The sequence below is a fragment of the Candidatus Methylacidiphilales bacterium genome, from assembly GCA_033875315.1.
Lineage (GTDB): Bacteria > Verrucomicrobiota > Verrucomicrobiia > Methylacidiphilales > CAZTYG01 > JANRJG01.
This window is the reverse complement of the sequence record JANRJG010000038.1, coordinates 157999-180266: the sequence shown is the minus strand read 5'-3', so window position 1 is coordinate 180266 and position 22268 is coordinate 157999. Positions and strand designations below refer to the sequence as shown.

The 22268-nt window shown below is 62.9% G+C and carries 21 protein-coding genes; 9 read left to right on the top strand and 12 right to left on the bottom strand.

Annotated features, from left to right (window positions below):
- Positions 1-14: 14 nt before the first annotated feature.
- From SFU85_11385 to prmC, 6 genes are all read right to left on the bottom strand, one after another.
- Entirely contained in the window at positions 15-986 is a 972-nt protein-coding gene (locus tag SFU85_11385) for a beta-ketoacyl-ACP synthase III (protein MDX6767380.1), read from the bottom strand.
- Positions 987-1024: 38 nt separating this feature from the next.
- A complete protein-coding gene (gene plsX, locus SFU85_11380) occupies positions 1025-2041 on the bottom strand; it encodes a phosphate acyltransferase PlsX (GenBank protein ID MDX6767379.1) in 1017 nt (338 codons plus the stop codon).
- Between the two features lie 47 nt (positions 2042-2088).
- Complete coding sequence (gene rpmF / locus SFU85_11375; GenBank protein ID MDX6767378.1) at positions 2089-2274, bottom strand: 50S ribosomal protein L32; 186 nt, start codon at positions 2272-2274, stop codon at positions 2089-2091.
- A 1-nt stretch (position 2275) separates the two neighbouring features.
- Positions 2276-2731: a hypothetical protein gene (locus tag SFU85_11370; protein ID MDX6767377.1), complete on the bottom strand. Its 456-nt coding sequence runs from the start codon at positions 2729-2731 to the stop codon at positions 2276-2278.
- Complete coding sequence (coaD, locus tag SFU85_11365) at positions 2728-3219, bottom strand: pantetheine-phosphate adenylyltransferase (protein MDX6767376.1); 492 nt, start codon at positions 3217-3219, stop codon at positions 2728-2730. Before coaD ends, SFU85_11370 begins: the two co-directional genes overlap by 4 nt.
- Before the next feature lie 127 nt (positions 3220-3346).
- On the bottom strand, positions 3347-4168 hold the full coding sequence (prmC, locus tag SFU85_11360; GenBank protein MDX6767375.1) for a peptide chain release factor N(5)-glutamine methyltransferase: 822 nt from the start codon (positions 4166-4168) through the stop codon (positions 3347-3349).
- Positions 4169-4274: 106 nt separating this feature from the next.
- Between prmC and SFU85_11355 the strand changes: the two genes are divergently transcribed.
- The 3 genes from SFU85_11355 to SFU85_11345 all read left to right on the top strand — a co-directional run bounded on the left by SFU85_11355 (position 4275) and on the right by SFU85_11345 (position 8139).
- The gene (locus SFU85_11355) at positions 4275-5378 is read left to right on the top strand and encodes a mechanosensitive ion channel family protein (protein ID MDX6767374.1); all 1104 of its coding nucleotides are present in this window, start codon (positions 4275-4277) and stop codon (positions 5376-5378) included.
- A gap of 45 nt (positions 5379-5423) precedes the next feature.
- Positions 5424-6560 carry an AI-2E family transporter gene (locus SFU85_11350; protein MDX6767373.1) on the top strand — a complete coding sequence of 379 codons (1137 nt, stop codon included), beginning with the start codon at positions 5424-5426 and terminating at the stop codon, positions 6558-6560.
- A gap of 91 nt (positions 6561-6651) precedes the next feature.
- Entirely contained in the window at positions 6652-8139 is a 1488-nt protein-coding gene (locus tag SFU85_11345) for a nitronate monooxygenase (protein ID MDX6767372.1), read from the top strand.
- Here SFU85_11345 and SFU85_11340 read toward each other — a convergent pair.
- Together SFU85_11340 and SFU85_11335 are read right to left on the bottom strand one after the other, a co-directional pair.
- Positions 8073-9593: a family 10 glycosylhydrolase gene (locus SFU85_11340; protein ID MDX6767371.1), complete on the bottom strand. Its 1521-nt coding sequence runs from the start codon at positions 9591-9593 to the stop codon at positions 8073-8075. The genes SFU85_11345 and SFU85_11340 overlap by 67 nt on opposite strands.
- Before the next feature lie 60 nt (positions 9594-9653).
- Complete coding sequence (locus tag SFU85_11335) at positions 9654-9923, bottom strand: DUF493 family protein (protein ID MDX6767370.1); 270 nt, start codon at positions 9921-9923, stop codon at positions 9654-9656.
- A 54-nt stretch (positions 9924-9977) separates the two neighbouring features.
- Here SFU85_11335 and ccsA point away from each other — a divergent pair, with 54 nt between their 5' ends.
- Positions 9978-11699, top strand: coding sequence for a cytochrome c biogenesis protein CcsA (gene ccsA / locus SFU85_11330; protein MDX6767369.1), 1722 nt, complete (start codon positions 9978-9980; stop codon positions 11697-11699).
- Positions 11700-11765: 66 nt separating this feature from the next.
- Here ccsA and SFU85_11325 read toward each other — a convergent pair whose 3' ends face one another.
- The gene (locus tag SFU85_11325; GenBank protein ID MDX6767368.1) at positions 11766-13757 is read right to left on the bottom strand and encodes a PAS domain S-box protein; all 1992 of its coding nucleotides are present in this window, start codon (positions 13755-13757) and stop codon (positions 11766-11768) included.
- A 306-nt stretch (positions 13758-14063) separates the two neighbouring features.
- Between SFU85_11325 and SFU85_11320 the strand changes: the two genes are divergently transcribed.
- Positions 14064-14738, top strand: coding sequence for an NlpC/P60 family protein (locus tag SFU85_11320; protein ID MDX6767367.1), 675 nt, complete (start codon positions 14064-14066; stop codon positions 14736-14738).
- A 7-nt stretch (positions 14739-14745) separates the two neighbouring features.
- Here the strand turns inward: SFU85_11320 and SFU85_11315 are convergent, their stop codons facing one another.
- From SFU85_11315 to SFU85_11305, 3 genes are all read right to left on the bottom strand, one after another.
- Entirely contained in the window at positions 14746-15777 is a 1032-nt protein-coding gene (locus SFU85_11315; GenBank protein ID MDX6767366.1) for a 3-oxoacyl-[acyl-carrier-protein] synthase III C-terminal domain-containing protein, read from the bottom strand.
- Positions 15778-15848: 71 nt separating this feature from the next.
- The gene (locus tag SFU85_11310) at positions 15849-16892 is read right to left on the bottom strand and encodes a Gfo/Idh/MocA family oxidoreductase (GenBank protein MDX6767365.1); all 1044 of its coding nucleotides are present in this window, start codon (positions 16890-16892) and stop codon (positions 15849-15851) included.
- 37 nt (positions 16893-16929) lie between these two features.
- Positions 16930-17817 carry an MBL fold metallo-hydrolase gene (locus SFU85_11305; GenBank protein MDX6767364.1) on the bottom strand — a complete coding sequence of 296 codons (888 nt, stop codon included), beginning with the start codon at positions 17815-17817 and terminating at the stop codon, positions 16930-16932.
- A gap of 94 nt (positions 17818-17911) precedes the next feature.
- Here SFU85_11305 and SFU85_11300 point away from each other — a divergent pair, with 94 nt between their 5' ends.
- The 4 genes from SFU85_11300 to SFU85_11285 all read left to right on the top strand — a co-directional run bounded on the left by SFU85_11300 (position 17912) and on the right by SFU85_11285 (position 22162).
- Positions 17912-18487: a 5-formyltetrahydrofolate cyclo-ligase gene (locus SFU85_11300; GenBank protein MDX6767363.1), complete on the top strand. Its 576-nt coding sequence runs from the start codon at positions 17912-17914 to the stop codon at positions 18485-18487.
- Between the two features lie 135 nt (positions 18488-18622).
- On the top strand, positions 18623-19327 hold the full coding sequence (locus SFU85_11295; protein MDX6767362.1) for a hypothetical protein: 705 nt from the start codon (positions 18623-18625) through the stop codon (positions 19325-19327).
- Positions 19324-19995, top strand: coding sequence for a hypothetical protein (locus SFU85_11290; GenBank protein MDX6767361.1), 672 nt, complete (start codon positions 19324-19326; stop codon positions 19993-19995). The genes SFU85_11295 and SFU85_11290 overlap by 4 nt, the downstream gene beginning before the upstream one ends.
- Before the next feature lie 52 nt (positions 19996-20047).
- Positions 20048-22162, top strand: a complete 2115-nt coding sequence (locus SFU85_11285) for a tetratricopeptide repeat protein (GenBank protein ID MDX6767360.1) — start codon at positions 20048-20050, stop codon at positions 22160-22162.
- Positions 22163-22268 lie beyond the last annotated feature (106 nt).

Here is a 22268-nt window from a genome sequence, read left to right as displayed (position 1 = left end):
GGGCGGAAGCGGAATCACCACTCCAGGACGCAGGAGGCCCAGGTCAGGCCTCCGCCGAAGGCGACGAGGAGGATCTTGTCCCCGCGCTGGAGGGAGAATTCGGCCGCGGCCTCGTCGAGGCCGACGGGGATGCAGGCGGCGGAGATGTTGCCGTATCGCTGGACGTTGATGAAGCATTTCTCCGGCGGGACCTGGAGGCGGTCGCGCAGGGCCTCGATGATGCGAATGTTGGCCTGGTGGGGGATGACGCAGGCGAGGTCGGCAACGGTGAGGCCGGCCGTCTCCAGCGCTTTATTGGCCGAGCGGCCCATTTCGGTCACGGCCTGTTTGAAGACCTCCTGGCCGGACATCTTCATGTAATGCGGTCCGGCTTTGGCATCCAAACCCTCCGGCCCGGGCGTTTGGCCGTTCATGAGGTAGAGGATTTCGTGCAGTCCGCCATTGGCGCCAAGGTCGAAGGCGAGCAGGCCGTTCTTGCCGTCAGCCCGAGGCTGGATGACGGCCGCCCCGGCACCGTCGCCGAAGAGCACGCAGGTGGAGCGGTCGGTCCAGTCGACGATGGAGGAGAGGCGCTCGCAACCGACGACGAGGATGTTCTTGTAGGCACCGGTGGCGAGGAACTGGGAGCCGACGACGAGGGCGTAAACGAAGCCGGAGCAGGCGGCCTGGATGTCAACGGCGGCGCACTTGCCGGCACCGATCTTGTGTTGGACGTAACAGGCGGTGGAGGGGAAGGTGGCGTCGGCGGTGACACTGGCCACCAGGATGAGGTCGATCTCGGAGGCGGCGATCCCGGCCTTGCGCAGGGCTTCCTGGGCGGCACGGGCGCCCATTTCCGAACTGGATTCGGCCTCCGAGGCGATGCGCCGCTCCTTGATTCCGGTGCGGGTGACGATCCACTCGTCGGTGGTCTCGACTATTTTTTCCAGCTCGGCGTTGGTGACGATCTTGGGGGGAAGGTATTTTCCGGTGGCGACGATTCTCATAGGGGAAGGAAGACCAAACCACTAATTGGCACTCATGGTCACTGAGTTGGAGGGGAACTTTTGGAGGCCAGGGCCTCTACGATGTGGGGATTGACTTGTTGGGTCACGGCCTCGCAGGCGACACGGAGGGAATTGTAAAGGGCGTGGACGGAGGAGGAACCGTGGGCCTTGACGCAGATGCCGTTGACGCCGAGGAGAAGGGCCCCGCCGTATTCGTCGGCGTTGGTCTTTTTCTTGATCGTCTGGAAGGCCCCCTTGGCCAGGAGGGCCCCGGCGATGCGCAGGGGGTTGCGGGTGATCTCGTCTTTGATCCACTTGAAGGTGAACTTGGCCAGGGCCTCGGCGGTTTTGAGGGTGATGTTGCCGACAAAGCCGTCGCAGACGACGACGTCGGCCGCGCCCTCGAAGAGGCCGTGGCCTTCGACGTTGCCGATGAAATTCACCGGGGCGGTTTTGAGAAGTTCGTGGGCCGCGCGGGTGAGTTCGTTGCCCTTGCCTTCCTCGGTGCCGTTGCAGAGGAGGCCGACGCGGGGTTTGCCGACGCCGAAAATATGATGGGCGTAGATCGAGCCCATGGAAGCGTAGGCCAAGAGGTGTTCCGGACGGGAATCGGCATTGGCTCCGGCGTCGAGGAGAATCCAGATGCCGTCGCGGGTGGGCATGGGGCAGGCGAGGCCGGCGCGGTCGACTCCCGGGAGGTTGCGGAGCTTGATGGTGGCGGCGGCGACAAGGGCGCCGGTGTTGCCGGCGGAGACGATGGCATCGACGGCCCCCTCTTTGACCAAGTCGACGGCGCGGCAAAGCGAACTGTCTTTTTTGCGTCGGACGGCCTCGACGGCGGCGTCGGTCATCTCGACGACCTGGGTGGTGTGGAAGAGGTGGAGGCGGTCGTTGGGTTCGACCCCGTGTTTGGCCAGTTCGGTGCGCAGCTTGTCCTCGTCGCCGACGAGAACGAGGCGGGTGATTTCGGGAAAACGGGCCAGGGCTTGGACGGCCGCGGCCACGGGGTGGGCGGGGGCATGATCCCCACCCATCGCATCAAGGGCGATTTTCATCCCGGGGCTTGGAAAACGGACGCTTTAAGACTTTGCGACTCAGCGGGTTATTCTTCGGCGGTGACGCTGAGAACCTGACGGCCGCGGTAGAGGCCGGTTTTGGGATCTACGCAGTGTCCGCGGTGCTTTGAGCCGGTTTTGGAGTCGGTACGAAGCTGGGTCTTGGGGGAACGCTGGGCTGCCTTGCGGGTGCGCATGCGTTGTTTTGACGAACGACGTTTGGGAACGCCCATATTATTTCTCCTTCAATTTGTCGAGTGCCCCCCAGATATCCCCCCGGAGCATCGGACTGGTATCAGCCGGTGCGGCGTGGGTTTTGCCGGTGATGGGACACTTGCCATTGGTCTCCAGCACACACCGGACGACCAAAGGCAAGCCGAGCACAATATCTTCGCGGATTTGGAGCGTCAAGTCGATAGCCTCCAGTCCTTCCGCGGGGAAACTGTGGTGGAATTCGGGGATATCGATGGCGTGGGTGAGGGGTTCGAGGCATCTGCCGCAGGGGGAATTCAGGCAGGCATGGATTTCACCCATGACCAGGCATTCCTCCCCGAGCAATTGGACGCGGAGGGCGTAGCGGATGGGGGCCCAGCTCTGGTCGGGCTCGGCGGGCAATTCGTAGGGCAGCGGATCGAGTTCCCCCTGGAGGAACACGCCCTCCTCCGGCAGGTGGCGCAGGTTGATTTTCATGGGGAATGGAATTTTTGCGACAGGGCGGCTTTGACCCCTTCGGGGACAAAGGCGTCCACCTTGCCGCCGAGCTTGGCGATTTCCTTGATCATGCGCGAACTGATGGCCATGTAGGTGCCGCGGGGCATGAGGAAAATCGTCTCGACGCGCGCGTTGAGACGGCGGTTGAGGAGGGCGAGCTGGAATTCATATTCGAAATCGGAAAGTGCGCGCAGGCCGCGGACGACGGCGATGGCGTCCTGTTGGTCGGCGTAATCGACAAGCAGGTTGTCGAACGAGGTGACACGGATGCGCTCATGGCCGGGCAGGCTGCGGACGGATTCGCTCACCATGGCGGTGCGTTCCTCGAGGGAAAAGAGGGGCTTTTTGCCTTCGTTCAAGGCCACGGCGATGACCAGTTCGTCAAACAACCGGAGGGCGCGCTCGGCCACGTCGAGGTGACCGTGGGTGATGGGGTCAAAGCTGCCCGGGTAGATGGCGCGTTTCATGGGAGTGGCCTATTTAACCGCGAAGAGCGCGAAGGACGCAAAGGAAAAGGAAGGAGGTGGGAAGGCATGGCCGGCCGGCCCTTTCCCGGTTCGGTGTGGAAGGCAGTTCTCGCCGGTGATAGGAGGGTCAGCGTTCCGCCAGGATGAAGCGTTCCACGCCGGCGAGGTCCTTCTCCCGCCGGATGGTGGTGAAGCCCGTATGGGCGAGCAGGTTGGCGACCGTTTCCGTGTGGTGGAGGCCGAGTTCGAAGGCCACGAGTTTAACCGATGAGGGGAGTGCGGCGAGGATGCGGCGGACCACGTCGAGGCCATCGGTGCCCCCGTGGAGGGCGGTGACCGGTTCTTTTTGTACTTCCGGGGGTAGAGCGGCCATTTCTGCGTCTGTGAGGTAAGGCGGGTTGGAAACCAGGACGTCGGGGGCAGCGCCGGCCAGAAGTTCTCCGAGAAGGAATCGGACCCGGGACAAGTCTGGATCGGTGGCTTGGTTGGCCCGGGCCAGGTCGAGGGCCTCCGGAGAGATGTCGGTCGCGGAGACCGTCCAGTCCGGCAGGGCCTTGGCCAGGGCGAGGGCGATGGCCCCGGAGCCGGTGCCGAGGTCGAGCAAATGGCCGGGCGGCCGGTTGGCCAGGGTGGTTTGAACCAAGTCCACCAATACTTCGGTCTCTGGTCGTGGGATCAGCACGCCGGGTTTGCAGGCCAGATTGAGGCCGTGGAAAGCGGTGGAGCCGGTGAGGTATTGCAAGGGTTCGTGCGCGGCCCGGCGCTTGACCAGGGGGCGGAGCGCATCGAGTTCGGCCGGTGTGAGGAGGCGTTCGAACTGCAGGTAAAGCTGCATGCGTGGGAGCTTGAGCACATGGGCCAGGAGGAGTTCGATCTGCAGGCGGGGTGAGGCCACGCCTTGGTGGGTGAAATACTCCGTGGTGCGTTCGAGCAGTTCGAGGATTTTCAATTTGGGAAAGGTACGATGTTTCCCCGGCCGGGGAAAGGGGGATTTGTGACGGGACGCGCGAGGTTCCGGGCTTGCCTCGGGCTGGGGGTGCGGTTATCCCAGAGCGATGGAACGCTGGCAGCAAGTCCGGGATTGGGTGGTGCAGCACACACAGGCCTCCGAATGGACGACTTTTTTCACCGTGCTGGGTTGTGGACTGGTCGTCGTGGTGACGCTGCGCTGGTGGCTCCTGCGCTGGATCGGGAACATCCTGGGCGATTCCAAAGTTCTCCGCCCCGACACTGTGCGCCAAGTGATCAACTGGCCGCTGCCGGCCCTGGTCTTGTTTTACTTCCTCCGCATCGCCCTCGACGCCTTCAAGCAAATGCCTCCCTGGTTGTGGATGTGGAAGCAACAGGCCATCCCGGTGGTCTGCACGCTGGTGGTCATCGTCCTGGGTTGGCGCTGCATCGATGTGGTGGCCCGCGTCGCCCTGCGCCAATTCCTCGACGAGGACGACACGCTCCAGGACAACCTGCTGACCCTGTTGACCCGCGCGGTCAAGATGCTCTTCGCCACCCTGGTCCTCCTGCTGATCCTGCAGAATTTCGGCGTGGAAATCCTGCCCCTGCTGACCGGACTGGGGTTCCTCGGCGCCGCGGTGGCGCTGGCGGCCCAGTCGACCATCGGGAACGCCATCGGCGGGGTGGAGATCCTGGTCGACCGGCTCTTCAACGTCGGCCACCGCATCCGCTTCGGGGATTACGATGGGTTTGTCGTGGAACGCGGGCTGCGCAGTGTGGTCCTGAAATCGATCACCGGGGAAATCATCAATGTCCCCAACAAAGATCTGGTCGACAAGCAGATCCGCAACTACACCCGTGAGGTGGTCCGGGGTGGCAGGCGGTTGCGCATCCACCAGTTGAGGATCGAGGTCGGACTGCTTTACGACTGCGGCCGGGAGCAGATCGGCCGGGCCCTCGGTATTCTGGAAGACGTGGCGGCCAAACACGAAAACGTCCATGACCAGGAGGCGGTGTTCCGCGGTTTTGGCGAATCAGCGCTGAATTTGGAATTGATCCTCTGGGCGGATTACCAGAACGAACACGACCTCAACCGGTTGCTGACCCAACTGAACACGACGCTCAAGGAGCGGTTTGATGAGGCCGGCCTGGGCTTCGCCTTTCCGACGCAGACCGTGCATCTGGCGGGCAGGCCGTCCGGGTCTTGAGGTTAAGGCCTTGTTGTCCGGGGTTTACCCCGCTAAATCCTGTTCATGGCAAGTGAAGCTCCGTCGATCGCTCCGGGCCGCAGTTACCGGACCCTGGCTGCAGCGGCTTGTGTCGTCATCGTCATTGCCGGTCTCAAGCTGGGGGCTTCCATTCTGGCCCCGTTCGCCCTGGCCCTGTTCCTGGCCTTTCTGAGTTTCCCGGTTGTCTTCTGGTTGCAGGAAAAGGGCTGGCCTTCGTGGCTGGCCACCCTCGGCACGCTGGCGCTCAATTTTCTGATCATGGGGTCGTTGGTGTTCCTGGCTTATGTCTCGGTGGGTGATTTCGACCAGGCCCTCCCGGTTTACCGGGAAAAATCGGTGGCACTCTATCAGGTTTCTCTGGAATGGTTGGGCCGCCAGCCGTGGTTCGATGCTTCCAAGGTTTCCCTCGATGTCATCCAGCCGGCTTCGGTGTTTGATATCACCCGCAAGGGCTTGCTCAGCCTGGTGGACGTCCTTTCCAACGCGGCGCTCGTTTTTGTCATCATGCTCTTTGCCCTGCTGGAGGCGGCCTCTTTCCCCGGTAAACTGCGTTACATCTTCGGCCAGACCGAGGGTGATCCCGAGCGCTTCCACGGTATTGTGCGCGAAATCGTTTCCTACCTTTGGATCAAGACCGTGGTGAGTCTCGCGACCGGTTTGTTTGTCGGGCTGGGGGCCTGGATGATCGGTGTGGACTTCCCGGTGTTGTGGGGACTGCTGACTTTCGCCCTCAACTACATCCCGACCATCGGTTCGATCCTGCCCGCGATTCCCTCGGTCCTCCTGGCACTGGTGCAACTGGGTTGGGGTTCGGCCCTGGCCTTCCTCGGGGTGACTGTTGCGGCCAACGTCATCTTTGGCAATGTCGTCGAGCCGATGATGATGGGCCGCCGTCTCGGGCTGTCGACCCTGGTGGTGACACTCTCGCTGGTTTTTTGGGGTTGGCTCTGGGGTCCGGTGGGGATGCTGCTTTCGGTTCCCCTGACCATGGTGATCAAGATCATCGTCGGAAACATCCCCGACTTGAAATGGATCGCGGTCCTGCTTTCCGATTGGAATCCCGAGAAGCAACCCGAGCCCATGCCGGAGGAGAAAGCGGCGGCGGAGACCGCGCCGGAGTCCGGCCCGGCCGAACCATCCGCTGGAGAAAAAAAGGATTAGATGGCGACTCGGACCGGTGTGCCGGGCTAATAACTTCGCCGTTTCCGCATTTGCCTTTGCGCCTCCCGGCCGGTGGGAGTTTAATGAATCGTTGAGCGCATCGCATCTACCGCCGCTGATCCAAGGGGGCATGGGCGTGGCCGTTTCCGGTTGGAGACTGGCCCGGGCCGTCTCCATGGAGGGCCAACTGGGTGTGGTTTCCGGCACGGCCCTGGATCTGGTCATGGTGCGGCGTTTGCAGATGGGTGATCCCGGGGGTGCGCTGCGCCGCGCCTTTGCCGCCTTCCCTATTCCCTCAGTGGCGACCGGAGTCTGGGAACGCTTTTATATCGCCGGAGGCAAGTCCCCGCGCGAACCCTTCGTGGCCCTGCCCATGCCGTCACTGCGGCCCGGCCGCGACCAGACGGACCGGATGGTGCTGGCCAATTTCTGCGAAATCCATCTGGCCAAGGAAGGGCATGGGGGGAAGGTGGGGTTGAATTTGTTGGAAAAGATCCAATTGCCCACCCTGCCTTCGCTCTACGGTGCCCTGTTGGCCGGGGTGGACGTGGTCTTGATGGGTGCGGGTATTCCTCGGCAGATTCCCGGCATCCTCGACCGTCTGGCCCGGGGAGAAGCCGCCAGCCTCAGGATCGATGTGGCCGGGAGTGTGGCCGGGGAGGAGACGTCTGTTTCGTTTGACCCTGCGCAATTCTGGCGGGGAACCCCGCCACCACTGGCCCGGCCCCTGTTCCTGGCCATTGTTTCCTCGTCCACTTTGGCGACCAACCTGGCCCGCAAATCCAGCGGACGGGTGGATGGATTTGTCGTCGAGGGGGCCTCGGCGGGCGGGCACAACGCGCCCCCGCGCGGACCCATGCAACTCACGCCCGAGGGGGAGCCGGTTTACGGTCCCCGGGATGAAGCCGACTTGGCTGCCTTCCGAGCCCTCGGTCTGCCGTTCTGGCTGGCGGGGGGATACGGCCAGCCCGGCGGCTTGGAAAAAGCACGGGCGGAAGGAGCGCAGGGCATCCAGGCGGGCACAGTCTTCGCCTTCTGCGAGGAATCCGGGCTCAGCCCGGGCGTCCGGCAAGCGGTCCTGCGGCATCTGCGCGAGGGCCGGCTGCGGATCAAGACCGACCCGAGGGTTTCCCCGACCGGATTCCCTTTCAAGGTGGTGCAGGGCCCGTCGAGCTGGCAGGCCCCGCGCGGACGGGTCTGCGATCTGGGCTATCTGCGCGAGGCCTACCGCAAGCCCGACGGGGGGACCGGATTCCGCTGCCCCGGCGAGCCGGAGGATTCCTATCTTCGCAAAGGAGGAAAAATGGAGGATATGGCGGGGCGGTCCTGCGTCTGCAACGGGCTGATGGCCTCCATCGGATTGGGTCAGTTGAGGCCCGGGGCATGGCCCGAGATGCCGCTGGTCACGGCGGGCGATGCTTTGGCACGGTTGGATGAAGATTTTTCCCGCGGACCCGACGACGGACCCTTGCGGGCCGCCGAAGTGGTGCGGACTCTGCTTGGAAAGATCGATCAGCGGAAGGCCAGGGTGTCGCCGGTCTGCAGTTGCAGTCCGGCGGGTGGGCCGGCCATGCCGTAGCGGTCGACGGCAAACACGCTGATTTGCGAGGGTTTGACCTCTCCTTCGGGCAGTTCCAGCCTGGTCTGGCCGGATGGGTTGACATGGAGCGACCAGTGTCCGGATTGTTCTACCTGCAAAACCCAGCGGTGGGCGTGGGATTCGGATTCATCACCCTCGGCCCATCGGACCGAGACCCCGCCATCCGGACGGGGGAGCACCACCAGGTGCGGTGCGGCGGGGAGTTTCCGGTTGAGCCAGGGGCAGGCGGGGGTCAAGGCGGTTTCCTGGAACGCCTGGTCTTTCAGTTGGGCGGCGACTCCGGCCTTGTTGAGCAGGACGGGTTTGAAGTTCCATAAAATACTTCCAGCGGAAGGCGAGGCATTCTGGCGGGCGTAGAGTACCTGGCGTATGATTTCGTCCGCTTTGCGGTCGCGGCCGATCCGGTCGGCGGCCACCCCCGGCCAGACGTGCCGGTGGAGGGGGTTCTGGGAGCGCCACCAGGCGAGGAGTTTGGTGAAGCTCTGTTCCGGTTTGTCGATCGGCCAGTAGAGCTGGGGCGAGAAATAATCCAGCCAGCCCATGCGCAGCCAGTGGAGGGAGTCGGCGTAGAGATCCTCGCGGGCGTCGATGCCGGCCTTGGTCCCGGCCGGAACACCGCTCTTCCAGATACCGAAGGGGCTGATGCCAAACTTGACCCAGGGCTTCTCCGACTTGATGGCCTCGTAGAGGCTTTTGACCATCCGGTCGGTGTTGTCGCGCCGCCATGAGGCGCGGTTCAGCTTACCACCTTTGTTTTGATAGTTCTGGAAAGTCCGGGCGTCGTCAAATTCCGGGTTCCTTCGCAGCTCGGGATAGGGGTAGAAGTAGTCGTCGATGTGGACCCCGTCGATGTCGTAGCGGCGGACGACGTCGAGGATGGTTTCGCGGGTGAACTCCACCACTTCGGGTTCACCGGGGTCGAGCCAGAGGAGGCGTCCGTGATGGCGGACGAGGTCGGGACGGGTGCGGCTGATGTGTTCCGGGCTGACCGAGGCCTCGGGGGAGGTCAGGGCGCGGTACGGGTTGAACCAGGCATGGAGTTCGATCCCGCGTTGGTGGGCTTCGGTGACGGCGAAGTCCAGGGGGTCGTAGAAGGGTTCGGGTGCGCGGCCCATTTTCCCGGTGAGAAATTCGGACCAGGGCTCACGGGGGGAGGCATAGAGCGCGTCGCAACTGGGGCGGACCTGGAGGATGATTGCGTTGAGCCGGAGGGCGGCGGCCTGGTCGAGGATCCGGAGGAGTTCGGCCTTCTGTTGTTCGACGGGGAGGCCGGGTCGGGAGGGCCAGTCGATGTTGTGAACCGTGGCCACCCAAGCGGCGCGGAATTCACGCGGCACGGCCGGGGGCTGGACCGGGGCGGGAAGGTAGGTCGCGGCGGTGGCGGTGCCTCCCAGCAGCAATCCCAGCCATCCGGCAATCCATGCGCGAGCCATCGGCTTGGAATGCACTGGATGTGCGGATTTAGCAAGCGCATCCGACTCAGGACGGTTGCCTTAAAGGAGAACGATGCCCTCGATGGAGGAGAGGCTGCGGTAGAGGGCGACCACAACGGATGCGTCCTGGGCTTCGAAGGAGCAGGTCAGGGCGGTGTATTTGCCGCCGGACGATTCCCGGGCGGTGATGTCGTTGCCGGGCAGCAAAGCGCGGGCGGCGGCAGTTTGGGCGGCCGGTACCACGCACTTGAAGACGTAGCAACAGGGCCAGGTATGGTGGGCGGCGAGTTTTTCGGCAAACGGGCTCCAGGCGGCATCCTCGGTGGGCATGGGGGATCATGGCATGACGCTGGATGAATATGAAGCAAATGAGACCGCACCAGCATGGGCCATCCCCAAATGGGGAAACGGGGCTGGCTCGACAAAGGCCGGGGCACGATTACCTTGCTTGCCATGATGCGTGGATTCTTTTTTGTTTGCTTCGTATTGCCTGTCATCAGCCTGGTTCCGGTGCACGGGGCGGTGGATGTTTCCGCCTTCGGTCTCCTGGCCATCCAGGATGGGGACCGGATCAAACCGGTGGACACATTCGCCGAAGAAAGTCTGATCCGCATCAGCGGCCGGGCGGAGGTGAAAGCGGGTGGGCGAACCTGGGGGGCGGATGAATGGGCTTTGTCCATGCTGCTCGACACCCACTCATGGGCGGATGAACCGCTGATTTTGGTGGCCCACCGCCCGCTGGTCGAGAAGCTGGGGTTGGACCCGAAGCAGAAACGATTTTCCTTCAAGCAACTGGCGGCGGTGACCCGTTTGCAGGATCTGTTGCGTGAGGCGCATGCCCTCCGGAGGGAAGAGAAGACGCTCAGCCGGGAATTGCTCGAGGCGGAGAATGTGGCGGCGCGATTGACGGTCTTTACCCGCATCGCCGATGGCTCCGCTTTCCTGTTGGTCCCCTCCGCCGAGGGCGCGCCCAACTGGTTGACCCCGCCGGAAGCGAGTCCGGCCTATGGTCCGGAAAAGTTTGCCAGCACGCTGAAGCACCTCCAGGCGGTGGGGACCCATTATTTGGCGGGTGAACCGTTCCCTTTCACCCTCAACGCCAACCAACTCCGGTTGGCCATCCGGGCCCTGCGGCCGGAAGTCTATCCGTCGGAAATGACGTTGAAGACCGAGGTTTTCTACAACCGGGCAAAGCTGTTCGAGCACGCCACTTGGATATACCTGCTGGCCTTTTTCCTGCTTCTGGCCGGGCGCGCGTTCAAGCCCGCACTCCGCGTGGGCTGTGGTCTGGCGGTGGCGGGGGTTTTGCTCCAGACGGCGGGGATCGTGCTGAGGTGCGTCATTGCCGGACGCCCCCCGGTGACCAACATGTATGAGTCGGTCATCTGGGTGGCCTGGGGTGCGGTGGCCTTCGGCCTGGTCTTCGCCCTGCGCTACCGCACCGCGCTCTACCTGCTGGCGGCGCTGCCGGCGGCGGCGCTCTGTCTGCTCATTGTCCACCAGATCCCGCTGGCCATGCCCGCGCGTTTGGACCCCTTGGTGCCGGTGTTGCGGAGCAATTTTTGGCTGACGGTCCATGTCCTCACCATCACTCTGAGCTATGCCGCCTTCCTTCTGGCCATGGCCTTCGGGCATATTGTGCTGTTCCGGGTCATCCGCCGGCCGGCGGAAACCCACGCCGACAGCGAGGTCCATTTCTGGCTTTACCGGGTTTTACAAATGGGTGTGCTTCTACTCGCGGTGGGCACCATCCTTGGTGGAGTGTGGGCCAATTACAGTTGGGGCCGGTTCTGGGGCTGGGATCCCAAGGAGACCTGGGCTCTCATCGCCCTTCTGGCCTACATTTTCGCCCTGCACGGACGTCTGGCCGGATGGTGGGGCAAATTCGGCCTGGCGGTGGCCTCGGTGGCCTGCTTCCTGGCCGTCATCATGGCTTGGTACGGGGTCAATTTCGTTCTGGGTGTCGGCCTGCACAGTTATGGGTTCGGTCTGGGGGGCGAGGAATACGTGGTCGCTTTCGTGCTGGCCGATGCGGCCTTCGTGGCCGCGGCCATTTGGCGGCACCGGGGTATCAAGGACTTGTCGGTCACTGAGGCTGGTGTCTAGGCCGGGGACTGCGGGGCTGCTGAAAATGCGCCGGCAAAGCCGGAATGGCTGAATGACTTAATGAGTCTAGGCCTGCGCGGGCGCATCCCGCAGCAGTTCGCGCAGTTCGCGCAGGAGGGAGGCGGCATCGAAAGGCTTGGCCAGAAACCGTCCGCCCGCTGCCTGGTCCGGCCCCGTATGACGGTCGCCCGCCTTTCCGCTGGTGCAAATGACGCGTACGACGGGATTCATGCGTCGCAGGACCTGGATCATTTGCGACCCGTCCATGACCGGCATCATCAGGTCGGTGATGACGGCGGCGATCTCAAAACGGTGGGAGGCGTAGAGCGCCAGGGCCTCCGCACCGTCGTGGGCCACCAGACAGCGGTAACCGTGCTCCTCGAGAATACTCCTCACGATGTCGCAAACGGCGGTCTCATCATCCACCAAAAGGATGAGCTCGCCATGGCCGCGGTTCATGACGGGCTCCGGTTTGTCTCTGGTTTCCTCATGCTGTTCCCTGAGCGCTGGCAGATAAACAGAAAATCGGGTGCCTCTACCCGGTGCGCTGTCGACCGTGACGAAGCCCTGGTGACTGCGGACAATGCTTTGCACGGTGGACAGCCCGAGACCGGTGCCCTTGCCCACTTCTTTGGTGGTGAAGAAGGGATCGAAGATCCGCTCCACGATTTCCGGACGGATTCCCTCTCCGTTGTCCTCCACCTCCAGGAGGAGATATGGGCCCGTGCGGGCACCGGGGTATTGTGCCGACAGTGCAGGGTCCACCTCGACGTCGCGGGCTGAAAGGCCGAGGCGCCCTCCCGACGGCATGGCATCCCGTGCGTTGATGCATAGGTTCATCAGCACCTGCTGGATCTGCGTGTGGTCGGCTTCGATCACTCGCAGCCGGCTGGGGATGCGCACATCAATGGAGATGCCCCGGGGGAAGGTCTCACGGATCATTTTTTCCACTTCGCGCATCAAGTGGCGCACCTGCACCTCGACCCGGCGGCCTTCAACCCCCCGGGCATAGCCGACGATTTGACGGACCATATCGGCACCGCGCCTGGCGCAGGTGGAGATGGTGTCGAGCATGCGCTGGTCCTCCGGGTCGGCGTGGCGCAGTTTCAGCATATCGGCGGCCAGGGTGACCGGGAGGAGGATGTTGTTCAGATCGTGGGCGATGCCGCCAGCCAGGGTGCCCAGTGTTTCCGAGCGCTGGGCGCGGAGGTACTGTTGCTGCAGGCGGCGGCGCTCGGTGGTGTCATTTTTGACAGCGATGTAATGGCTGATCGGCCCCTCCGGACGAATGCGCAGGGGCGTGATTGTCATTTCCTCGTGGTAGAGGGTGCCGTCCTTGCGCCGGTTGACCAATTCCCCGCTCCAAACCTTGCCCTGCGAGATGGTGCCCCACATATCGGCGTAGAGCCGGGCATCTTGGGCGCCCGATTTGAGCATGCGCGGAGTCAGGCCGTGGGCATCTTCTGGAAGGTAGCCCGTCAACCGGGTGAAGGCTTCATTGGTCCAGATGATGACTCCTTGGGCATCGGTGATGACGATGGCGTTGGCCGCCGCCTCCAAGGCGGCCAGGCGGATCTCGGCGGCAGCCCGATATTCTAACCTGGAGGATATGTCACGCCAAAGGACCGCGATCATTTGTCGGCCTCCGATTTCCAGCGGAGTGAGCAGGACCTCAACCGGAAATTCCTTCCCGCTGAAACTGCGGTGCACCCAATCAAAACGGCGCGTGTTCATATCCCGCATCTGGGCAAAGATTTCTTTGGCCCTTTCCGCGGAAGACCGGCCGTCCGGTTGGTATTCCGGGGAAACATCGCCAGGTTCGAGTAGTTGCAATTGTTCCAGACTGGACACTTCCAAGAGACGCAATGCGGCCTGGTTGGCGTCCGCAAAACGATGGGTGGTCTCGTCCAACAACAGCATCGGATCGGCCAGATGATTGAAAAAATGCCGGAAACCCTCCTCGTTCCGGAAATGATGCACGGGGGATCCGTTGTTGGAATGAACGCCCACGGCCGGCTGCGATGCCTGGCAGATTTTTCGTTGGGTGGACTTTTTCATGGGCGATCCTAGTGGGCCGCCTGCTCCTAACTCAGAATTCACAATGGCAAGGACCGAGCGGAGTGCAAATTGAATCGGAGGCCTGAAGCTTGGCACGCCAATCACCTTTGAAAGGGTTATAGGGACAGGGTCCGGATTGCCGATGCCCGCTTCAATTTATGGGAGATGGGCGCAAAGGTGGTATTCCCCAGGATTCATCAACGTCCGCAGCCAGTCTGATCGCTGATGGTTTGGCCCCGTGTTTGGAAAAAAACCCAACAGGGTAGGGCTTGCTTGGTCTGATATTTTACGTTAATATACGTAAATATGAAAATCCACCCAAGCATGGCTTGTGCTCTGTTCCTGGCGGGCAGTGTCTGTGGACTCCAGGCCCAGCTCCGGCCGGAGCAGCACAAATGCCTGGTGGACACGGTGCGTTGGTTGGGCAGCGAAGGCGTGGGTTACGGCGAGGCCTGGCGTCTGCCGGACCGGCCCGGCACCTGGGTGATGGATTGTTCCAATACCACGCGTTATCTCTATGCCCGGGTTCTGGGCATCGATTTGCCGCGGACGGCGTCCGATCAGTATTGGACCCTGAGCCAGCAGGGGCGGATCACCGATGCCCCGGTCCGGACAGACGGGTCGATCGATACCACCGCCCTTTTGGGTCAACTGCGTTCGGGGGACCTGCTCTTTTGGGAATGGACCTACAACATCAAGCGCACACCTCCGGTCAGCCATGTCATGATCTACCTCGGGCGAACGGCGGACGGCACCCCGAAGATGGCGGGTTCATCCTCGGCCAGCCTGGGGGAAACGTTCAAGAGGGGCGGAGTGGATGTTTATGACTTCGACCCCAATGCCTCGATGGGTGGCGTCAAGGATATGTTCGGTGGCTACAAACGCCGGGCCCGCTTCGTCGGGTTTGGACGTCCCTTGCAACAGGTCCAGCCCGGGCCGGAAACAGCCGGATCGGCCTCCATCGAAAGGCCGCAGGGCTGATTCTGGGTTAGGGAGTCGATTCGATCCGGCAGGCGTGGCAGGTGAAGCCGGCGCCGAAGGATGTGAGCCAAAAGGTTCCCCTCGGGTTCCGCTTCAGGGCCTCTTCCAGGACAAACAGGATGGATGGGCTGCTCATGTTGCCGTGGTCCCGCAGGATGTGTTCGCTTTCCGCGAGCGGATGATCGGGCAACACCTTGCGGATGGCTTCGAGGACCTTTTTCCCGCCGGTGTGGACCAGCACGGTATCGCCATTCGCCATCGGGCGCTGGTGGTAAAGTTGGGCCACGGAATCCGCGGCCAATCCGGGTACCGAGCGGTCGAGGAGGTTGCGGAGTTTTCCCCCGGCGTTGTCGAAGCGCAGTTTTTCCCGTTCCCCCGGTAAATGGAGGGTCTGAAAATGATCACAGCAAACAGGGCTGTTGGTTGCCGGTTTTCCCGTCCAAATGGCCGCGGCGGCCCCGTCACCAAAGAGACAGGCGCTGATGAGCACCCCGGGATCATCATCGAGGAAAAAGGCGGCTGAACAGACTTCCACCGCCACGGTGGCGATGCGGGCATCGGGGTGGGCGGCCAGGAAATGGGCGGCCTGGCGGAGGGCGGGGATGGCGGCACCACATCCCTGGCCTGCCAGGTCGGACAACCAGGTATCGCTCCGCAGGCCCGCCTGTTCGCTGACAAAACTGGTCAACCCCGGGCAGAGATAACCGGTGCAGGTGCAGACGATGATCCCGTCGAGCGATGAAGCATCGAGGCCCGCCTGTTCCAGAGCCCGGTTGAGGGCCGAGGTGGCCAGGCCCGGGGCGGTGGCCTCGAAACGGCGGTTGAGGCCCTCGGCATCGAGCAGGAAGACGTCGCCCGGATCATCGAAAGCCAGGTGGCGTTTTTCGATCCCGCTGTCGCCGGAGAGAATTTTCTCCAGCAGGGTGAGGGAGCGGGGTTTGAGGTGGGCGGCCACGGGCGAGGCCGCGACGGCATCCCAGATGTCCCGTTGGGAGAACGAACGGGGAGGGACTGCATGGGCCAGCGCTTGCAGATACATGCAATACCCTACACCGCAATCGGCGGGATGGGGAAAAATGTTTCCCGTTAAAAAGCTTTTCCCTTTGAAGGCTAGACACGCACGGTCTTCCCGGTGCGGTCGGAGGTGAAGCAGGCGTCGAGCACTTTCTGGACGTCGGCACCGCGGGTGAAGTCGGGCTGGTCCTGTTTGCCGGTGCGGATGGCTTTGATGAAGCGTTGGAACATGTCGGGAGCAGGCTTGCACTGGAGGGTTTTCCAGGCTGCTTCATGGCGGTCTTGGCCGAGGCAGACGCTCAATTCGGTATAGCTTTTGGAGAGATCGATTTCGAGCGCGCCCTTGGTTCCATGGACGCGGAGGAAGACGCGGTTGGTGAATCCGGTGGCCCAGCGGCTGGTGTGGATGACGCCGAGGGCTCCGTTGGCCAACTCACAGTGGATGACGGCGGAATCGTTGGCGTCGAGCCGGTAACGGCCGCGGGTCTTTCCCTTGAGGGTTTCGAAGGTTTTCAAACGGCAATTGAGCCGGGCGATATCGCCCGCGACGCTGGTGGCGAAGTCGACGATGTGGACACCGACGTCGCCGAGCACGCCCTTGCTGCCCTTGGAGTAATCGAGCCGCCAGAGCCAGCCGTCGTGGGTCTTCCAATCGCCCCACATGTTGGCACTGAGCCAGCTTTGGAGGTAGGAGGCCTCGAAGTGGGTGATGGCACCGAGCCTGCCCGTGCGGACCAGTTCCTGGGCCTTCAGCCAGGCGGCGGAGCTGCGGTAGGAAAACTGGACCATGTTGATGCGGCGGGCTTTCTTGGCGGCCGCGACCATTTTACGGGCCTCGGGATAATCGACGGCGAGGGGTTTCTCGCACAGGACGTGTTTGCCGGCTTTGAGGGCGGCGAGGGAAATCGGCGCATGGAAGGCGTCGGAGGTGACGTTGGAGATGGCATCGACGTCCGCGTGGCGGATGAGTTCGTACGGATCGTTGAAGGTGTGGGGGATGCCGTATTTATCCGAGAAATCGAGGGCGCGCTGCGCATCGATGTCGCAGGCGGCTGCGAGGGTGACGCCTTTGATTTTCTGGAAGCTTTGCGCGTGGTGGTGGGCCATGCCGCCCGTGCCGATGATGGCCAGTTTGATCATAGGCCGAAAGCCTGTGCGCTGTCGGGGGCTTGGCAAATCAAAATACGGCGGGCATGCCCTCGGTGAGGAAGCGCAGTTGGGGGAGGATGCCCGCTTGTGATGCGGCCAGCATCAGGCGCTGGGGTGGTTCGTGATGGCGTTCGTAACTCAACCGGTAAGTGCCGAAATGCATGGGGATGAGCGTGCGGGCGCCGAGTTCCCGGAAAGCTTCCACCGCCTCCTCGGGGCTGATGTGGTGGTCGCGGCTGGAGGGATTCTCATAAGCGCCAATCGGAAGTAAGGCAATTTCAGGCCGGAGTCTGCGCCCGATTTCCGTGAAACCGTCGAACCAGGCGCTGTCGCCGGCATGGTAGACCGTGCGGCCCTGCCAGGTGAGGGCGAAGCCGCCGTAGCCGCGGTGTTGGTCGAGGATTTTGCGCGCGCCCCAGTGCTTGGCCGGGGTGAAGGTGATGTCGAGCCCGTCGAATGAGAGGGTGTCCCACCAGTGCATTTCCAGGACTTTTTCGAAGCCGAGGTTGTGCACGAGGTCACCCACGCCGTGGGGGACGACGACCGGTTGGCGTTCCGCGACCCGGCGGAGTGTGGGGCGGTGGAGGTGGTCGAAGTGGGCGTGGGTGACGAGGACGAGGTCGATGTTGGGCAGGTCGTGCAGTGGGAGGCCCGCGTGTTTGAGGCGGCGGATGACCAGGAGCCAGTTGGCCCAGTTGGGATCGATGAGGATGTTGTGCTTGGCCGTCTGGATGAGGAAAGAGGCATGGCCGATCCAGGTCAGGCAGATCTGGTTGCCGGTGAGCTTGGGGAAGAGGGGCGATTGGCGGGCGCGCACCCCGGCCTTGCGGGTGAGGAGCGAGGGGAGGAGCACCTCGGTGATGAAATTCCGGGTGCGCCAACGCGGGAGGGATTTTGGCTTTTCGGGCCGCGACACAGGGGACAGAGTAAATGCCGGACAAGCAACCACCAACCCTTTTCCTTGGTTCGTCCCTTCCCCTTTCTCCTTTCCCATTTCCTATTCCACCACCATGGACCCACGCCCGATCAACGACGCCAAAGCCCGTCTGCGCACCGAGATGCGCAGACGATTGGCGGCGCTTGAGGCCGGTGCGTGCCAGAAAGAATCCACCACCATCAGGACCCTGTTGGGAGAACGGATGGGATCGGGCGAGTGGGTGGCCTTCATGCCCTTGCCCAATGAACCGGACATCCGGCCGTTGTTGGAGGCTCGCTGGCAGGCTGGAAGGTCGGTTTGGCTGCCGCGCGTGGCGGGAGACGACTTGGTCTTGCATGAAGTGGGTGGACCGGGGGATTTGTCCACTGGAAGCTTCGGAGTGGCCGAACCGTCGTCGCACCTTCCGGTCTGGCGGGGCGGACCGGGAGTGTGTCTGGTGCCGGGGTTGGCCATCGACGCCGAGGGGAGGCGCTTGGGGCGGGGGCGGGGCTACTACGACCGGCTGCTGGCGCGGCTGGGGCCGGAAGTGGAAAGCATCGGGGTCTTCTACTCCTGCCAGCAGGTGGAACGCGTACCGTTCGAGGACTGGGACCGCCGGCTGGATGCGGCGGTGACCGGTGATGGTTGGGTCCTGCGGTCCCGGCACTAACTTGGATTGGATTCTTGGACCGGGGGTGGTTGCCATCCGGGAATTCATGCGCCAAAATGGAGTCGAACCCGGGTGCCGCAAGCATGGCACCGTTTATGCTTTTCCGTTTGGAGTCAACCCACACCAGGAGGAATTATGCTGAAAGCCAATTGCCGGGGCCAATTCACGGCCGATGATTTCCAATTTGTGGTCCGCACACTCTCGCGCAGCCGGAAGGATGCGGTGCCGTTGGCGGATTTGCTGGCCGACGAGGACACACGGGACTGCGTGGTGGACCATGACCTGGTCTACCGGGAACTGCTGGATGAATGCCATTGCCTGAAGGTCTCCCCGGCATTTTATTTCTACGTGCTGGTGCGGCAGGCCTCCCGGCGGGCGGGGATCGATGACCGGGAAATGGCGGATTACATCTCCGCCGTGCTGGTGGAATTCGGCCGCAAGGCGGTGAGTGCGCGGGATGGCGAGGTCAACAGCCTTTTTGCCTATCCTTACATCAGCGACATGTTGCTGATGTTGAAGGATGCGGGTCCGTGGGAGCGGCTCATGATCTCGTCACACATCGCGGACTACTCGCTTTTTGTCAGCGGTGTTTTTGCCGACCGGGTGCGGGCGCAGAACCGCCTGCGGGGAGGGCCGGACCTGCGTTTTTATGAGGAGATGGGGCAGAGCCATTACAGGGCGGCATCCAACGAGCGGTTGGTGGAAGAGACCGAGCACAAGCGGGTTTTCCGACAGTTGGGCGAGCGGTTCCACCAAGTGCGAAGGGTGTTGAACGAGTTGGCGGAAAACGTGCTGCATCTTTCCGGAGGGCACAGCCTGCTGCCCGGCAGGCTGGCATGAGCCTGCTTTCGGAAATCCAGGAAGTGCTGGAACGGACTTACAGTCCGTCGGGCATCAACTTGGAACAATGCCTGATCGGGGGGCGTCGCTCGGCCGAGTTGGCCGCCCTCTGTCCGGGTGCGGGGGCACTGACTCCCGTGGCACGCACCTACCTGCGCACCTCCGCGGACAATCTCTACATTGGCATCTACTATGATCCTTCCCTCATCCGTTGTCTCGAGGAAGAGGACCCCCGCGAATCGATCAGCCACCGCAACGTCGTGGCCTTCATCCAGTTCATCGAGGAGATCACCCACGGGGTGCATGCGGCCCTGGCCTTCCGGGCCGGGTGGAGGCGATGGGATTCGGAGCAATTTGCCTGTGCCTTGGAGGCCCAGGCCCGCGTGGACACCTATTTTCTGCTGGTGCGTTTCTGTCGCCTGTTAGGCGGAGGGCCGATTTCCACGGAGACCCGGGACTGGATCTGGGAACGCTTGTACGGGGATGAATCGGATGGTGGTGGTGATGGCCGGGTAGAGCGCCGTTACCGACTGGCCCGTGGTCTGGCTGGCCGCTTTGTTGCCGCAGTGCGGCGGCATCCGCGACGCGAACGCGTGTTGTTGATCCGTCGCTTTCGTGGCCCGGGCTTGGCCGAGAAGCTGCGCTTGGTCCGGTCTCTGGAGAAGTGATCCGCATTGGGCTTGGCGCACGTCTTAAGACGGCTACCCTGACCCCAACTGCATGAACTACGACCTGCCCACGGTCCGCAGAATTCTTGACAGGATCCGGCGCGATCCGCTCAGCACCGAATCCTGGCACAACCTCCTCATCCAGTGTTTCGACCAGAAGGACTCCGATTCCTTCGAGGGTTACCAACTCATCTCCGACTGTCTGGACAACCTGGTCCGCTCGGAGAAGTTGAGCAACCTTGGGCGGGGCGAGGACGGGGTGATCCTGTTGACACCCGAACAGATCGACGTCCTGGTCCGCCTGAGTCGCTCGCCCAGGGACACTTTGGCCTTGCCGGCATTCGGGAAGATGCTCTACCAGGATTTTGCCAAGCGGGATGAGGCCCACCGGATCTTTTCCTATGCCTCCAAGATCGATCCTGTGAACGCCGAACTTCACCGTTGGGTGGAGCGATCCGGTGAGGGGGGAGGATCGTCGGCCACCGCTTTGGAGATTGCCGCCGTGCCACCACCGCCCGACCCGGTGCAGCCGCAGCGCCGTCGCGCGGACATCCGCCGGATGATGCGGGTGACTTCGAAAGTCGCGGCAGATCTGGTTTCCCATCATCCGGTTCAGGAAATGCCTTCGCCCGGGCAACTACCGACGCCGGTGGCGGCACCTCTGGTGGCCGCGCCCGCGGCGCCCGAAGATGAAGAGATGCAGGGACATCTCGACCGGATGCTGACCAAGGCGATGTTGGGGCAGTGGGACCGCCTTCAGGAGGATGCGGAGATCTTTGAACAGCCCGGGCTGGCCCACTGGATGCGGGCCCCGGTTTTTTTCCTCATGGCGCGGATGCTTCAAGCGGCCCAGCGACCGGAAGCGGCCTTGGATTGGTGCCAGAAAGCCCTGGCGGCCGCTCCGACGATGGCCTCGCTGTCGTTTTATCAGGCGACGCTTTACCACGAGCTGGGACGGGCGCAGGACGCCCGCCTGGTCTACGAGGGTTTGGTGGGGCGGCATCCGGACCATGTCCAGTCCTGGGCGAACCTGGGGGTTCTGCATTATGAGCTGGAGCAGTTTGCCGCGGCCGAAAGCTCGCTCAGACGGGCGCTGGAATTGCAGCCGGATTCGGCCAAGTTGTGGAACAATCTGGTCTCCGTTCTGGTAGAGCGCGGTGACAGTGCTGCGGCCTTGGAGGCGGTGGACCGGCTGGCCGCCCTCGATCCCGACAATGCCGAGGTCATCCTCAAGCGGGGCATTGTCTATCTCCAGGTGGGGGACATCGCGGCGGCAGATGCGGCTTTCCGCAACCTTCTGGCCCAAGATCCGGAATCGGTTCCCGGTTTGTGCTACCTGGCCGTGGTCCTGGCCCGCCAGGGGAATCCCGAGGATGCCCTATCTCTCTGTTGGCGAGTATCTCGCAATATCGAGTTCCGTCCAATGGTGGCCTTTGCCTGGTATGAAACCGGCCTGGGTCTGGAAAGCGCAGGCGAGATGGCCCGGGCACTGGAATGCCACCGTTCAGCGGTCGAGGCCGACCCCTCCCATGGCCGGGCCTGGACCCGCTGCGGTTGGATCCAGCGCCAGCAGGGGAATTTGGAAGAGGCGGAAATCGCCCTGGCCCAGGCGGTTCGGGCCGAGGCCGGGGATGCCCGTGCCTGGTCGGAACTGGCGTTGGTGCGTTACAGCGTGGGGCGGTATGCCGAGGCGGCGGAGGCGTTCATGCGCGCTTCCGATCTGTCACCGGAAATTCCCGATTGGCCCTACAACGCCGGGGTGGCGTGGGAGAAGATGCAGATGCCCGAACAGGCAGCGGGGGCCTATGAACGGGCAATCAAGATCCAGACCGATCATGCTTCCGCCCGGATCAATCTCGGTTTGCTCTACGTGCAGCAGGGCCAATCCGAACGCGCCGCCTCCTGCTTCCAAGGCCTGGTGTTGGTCCGGCCTGATTACGCCCGCGGTTGGTTCGGGTTGGGTTTGGTGTATGAAGGCGTGCAGAAGTGGGACGAGGCCATCCGCTCATTGGAAAAAGCGGTCGCCATCGATCCGGAGCTTCTGGAAGCCCATGCCCACCTGGCCTATGTCTACCGCAAGGCCGGACAAGTGGAAAAAGCCAAGGCGGCCGAAGAACGCTCCCACCCCCGGGATAAATCTGAAATGCCTTCAGACGCTCCGGCCTGAACGGAAGACAGGCTGGTGGTTCCACCAGACCACCCCACCACCCAGAGACCTGGATTTGAGGAGGTGTTGGCCTTGGGGTCTGGATTTGGATCGGGATCGGGATCAG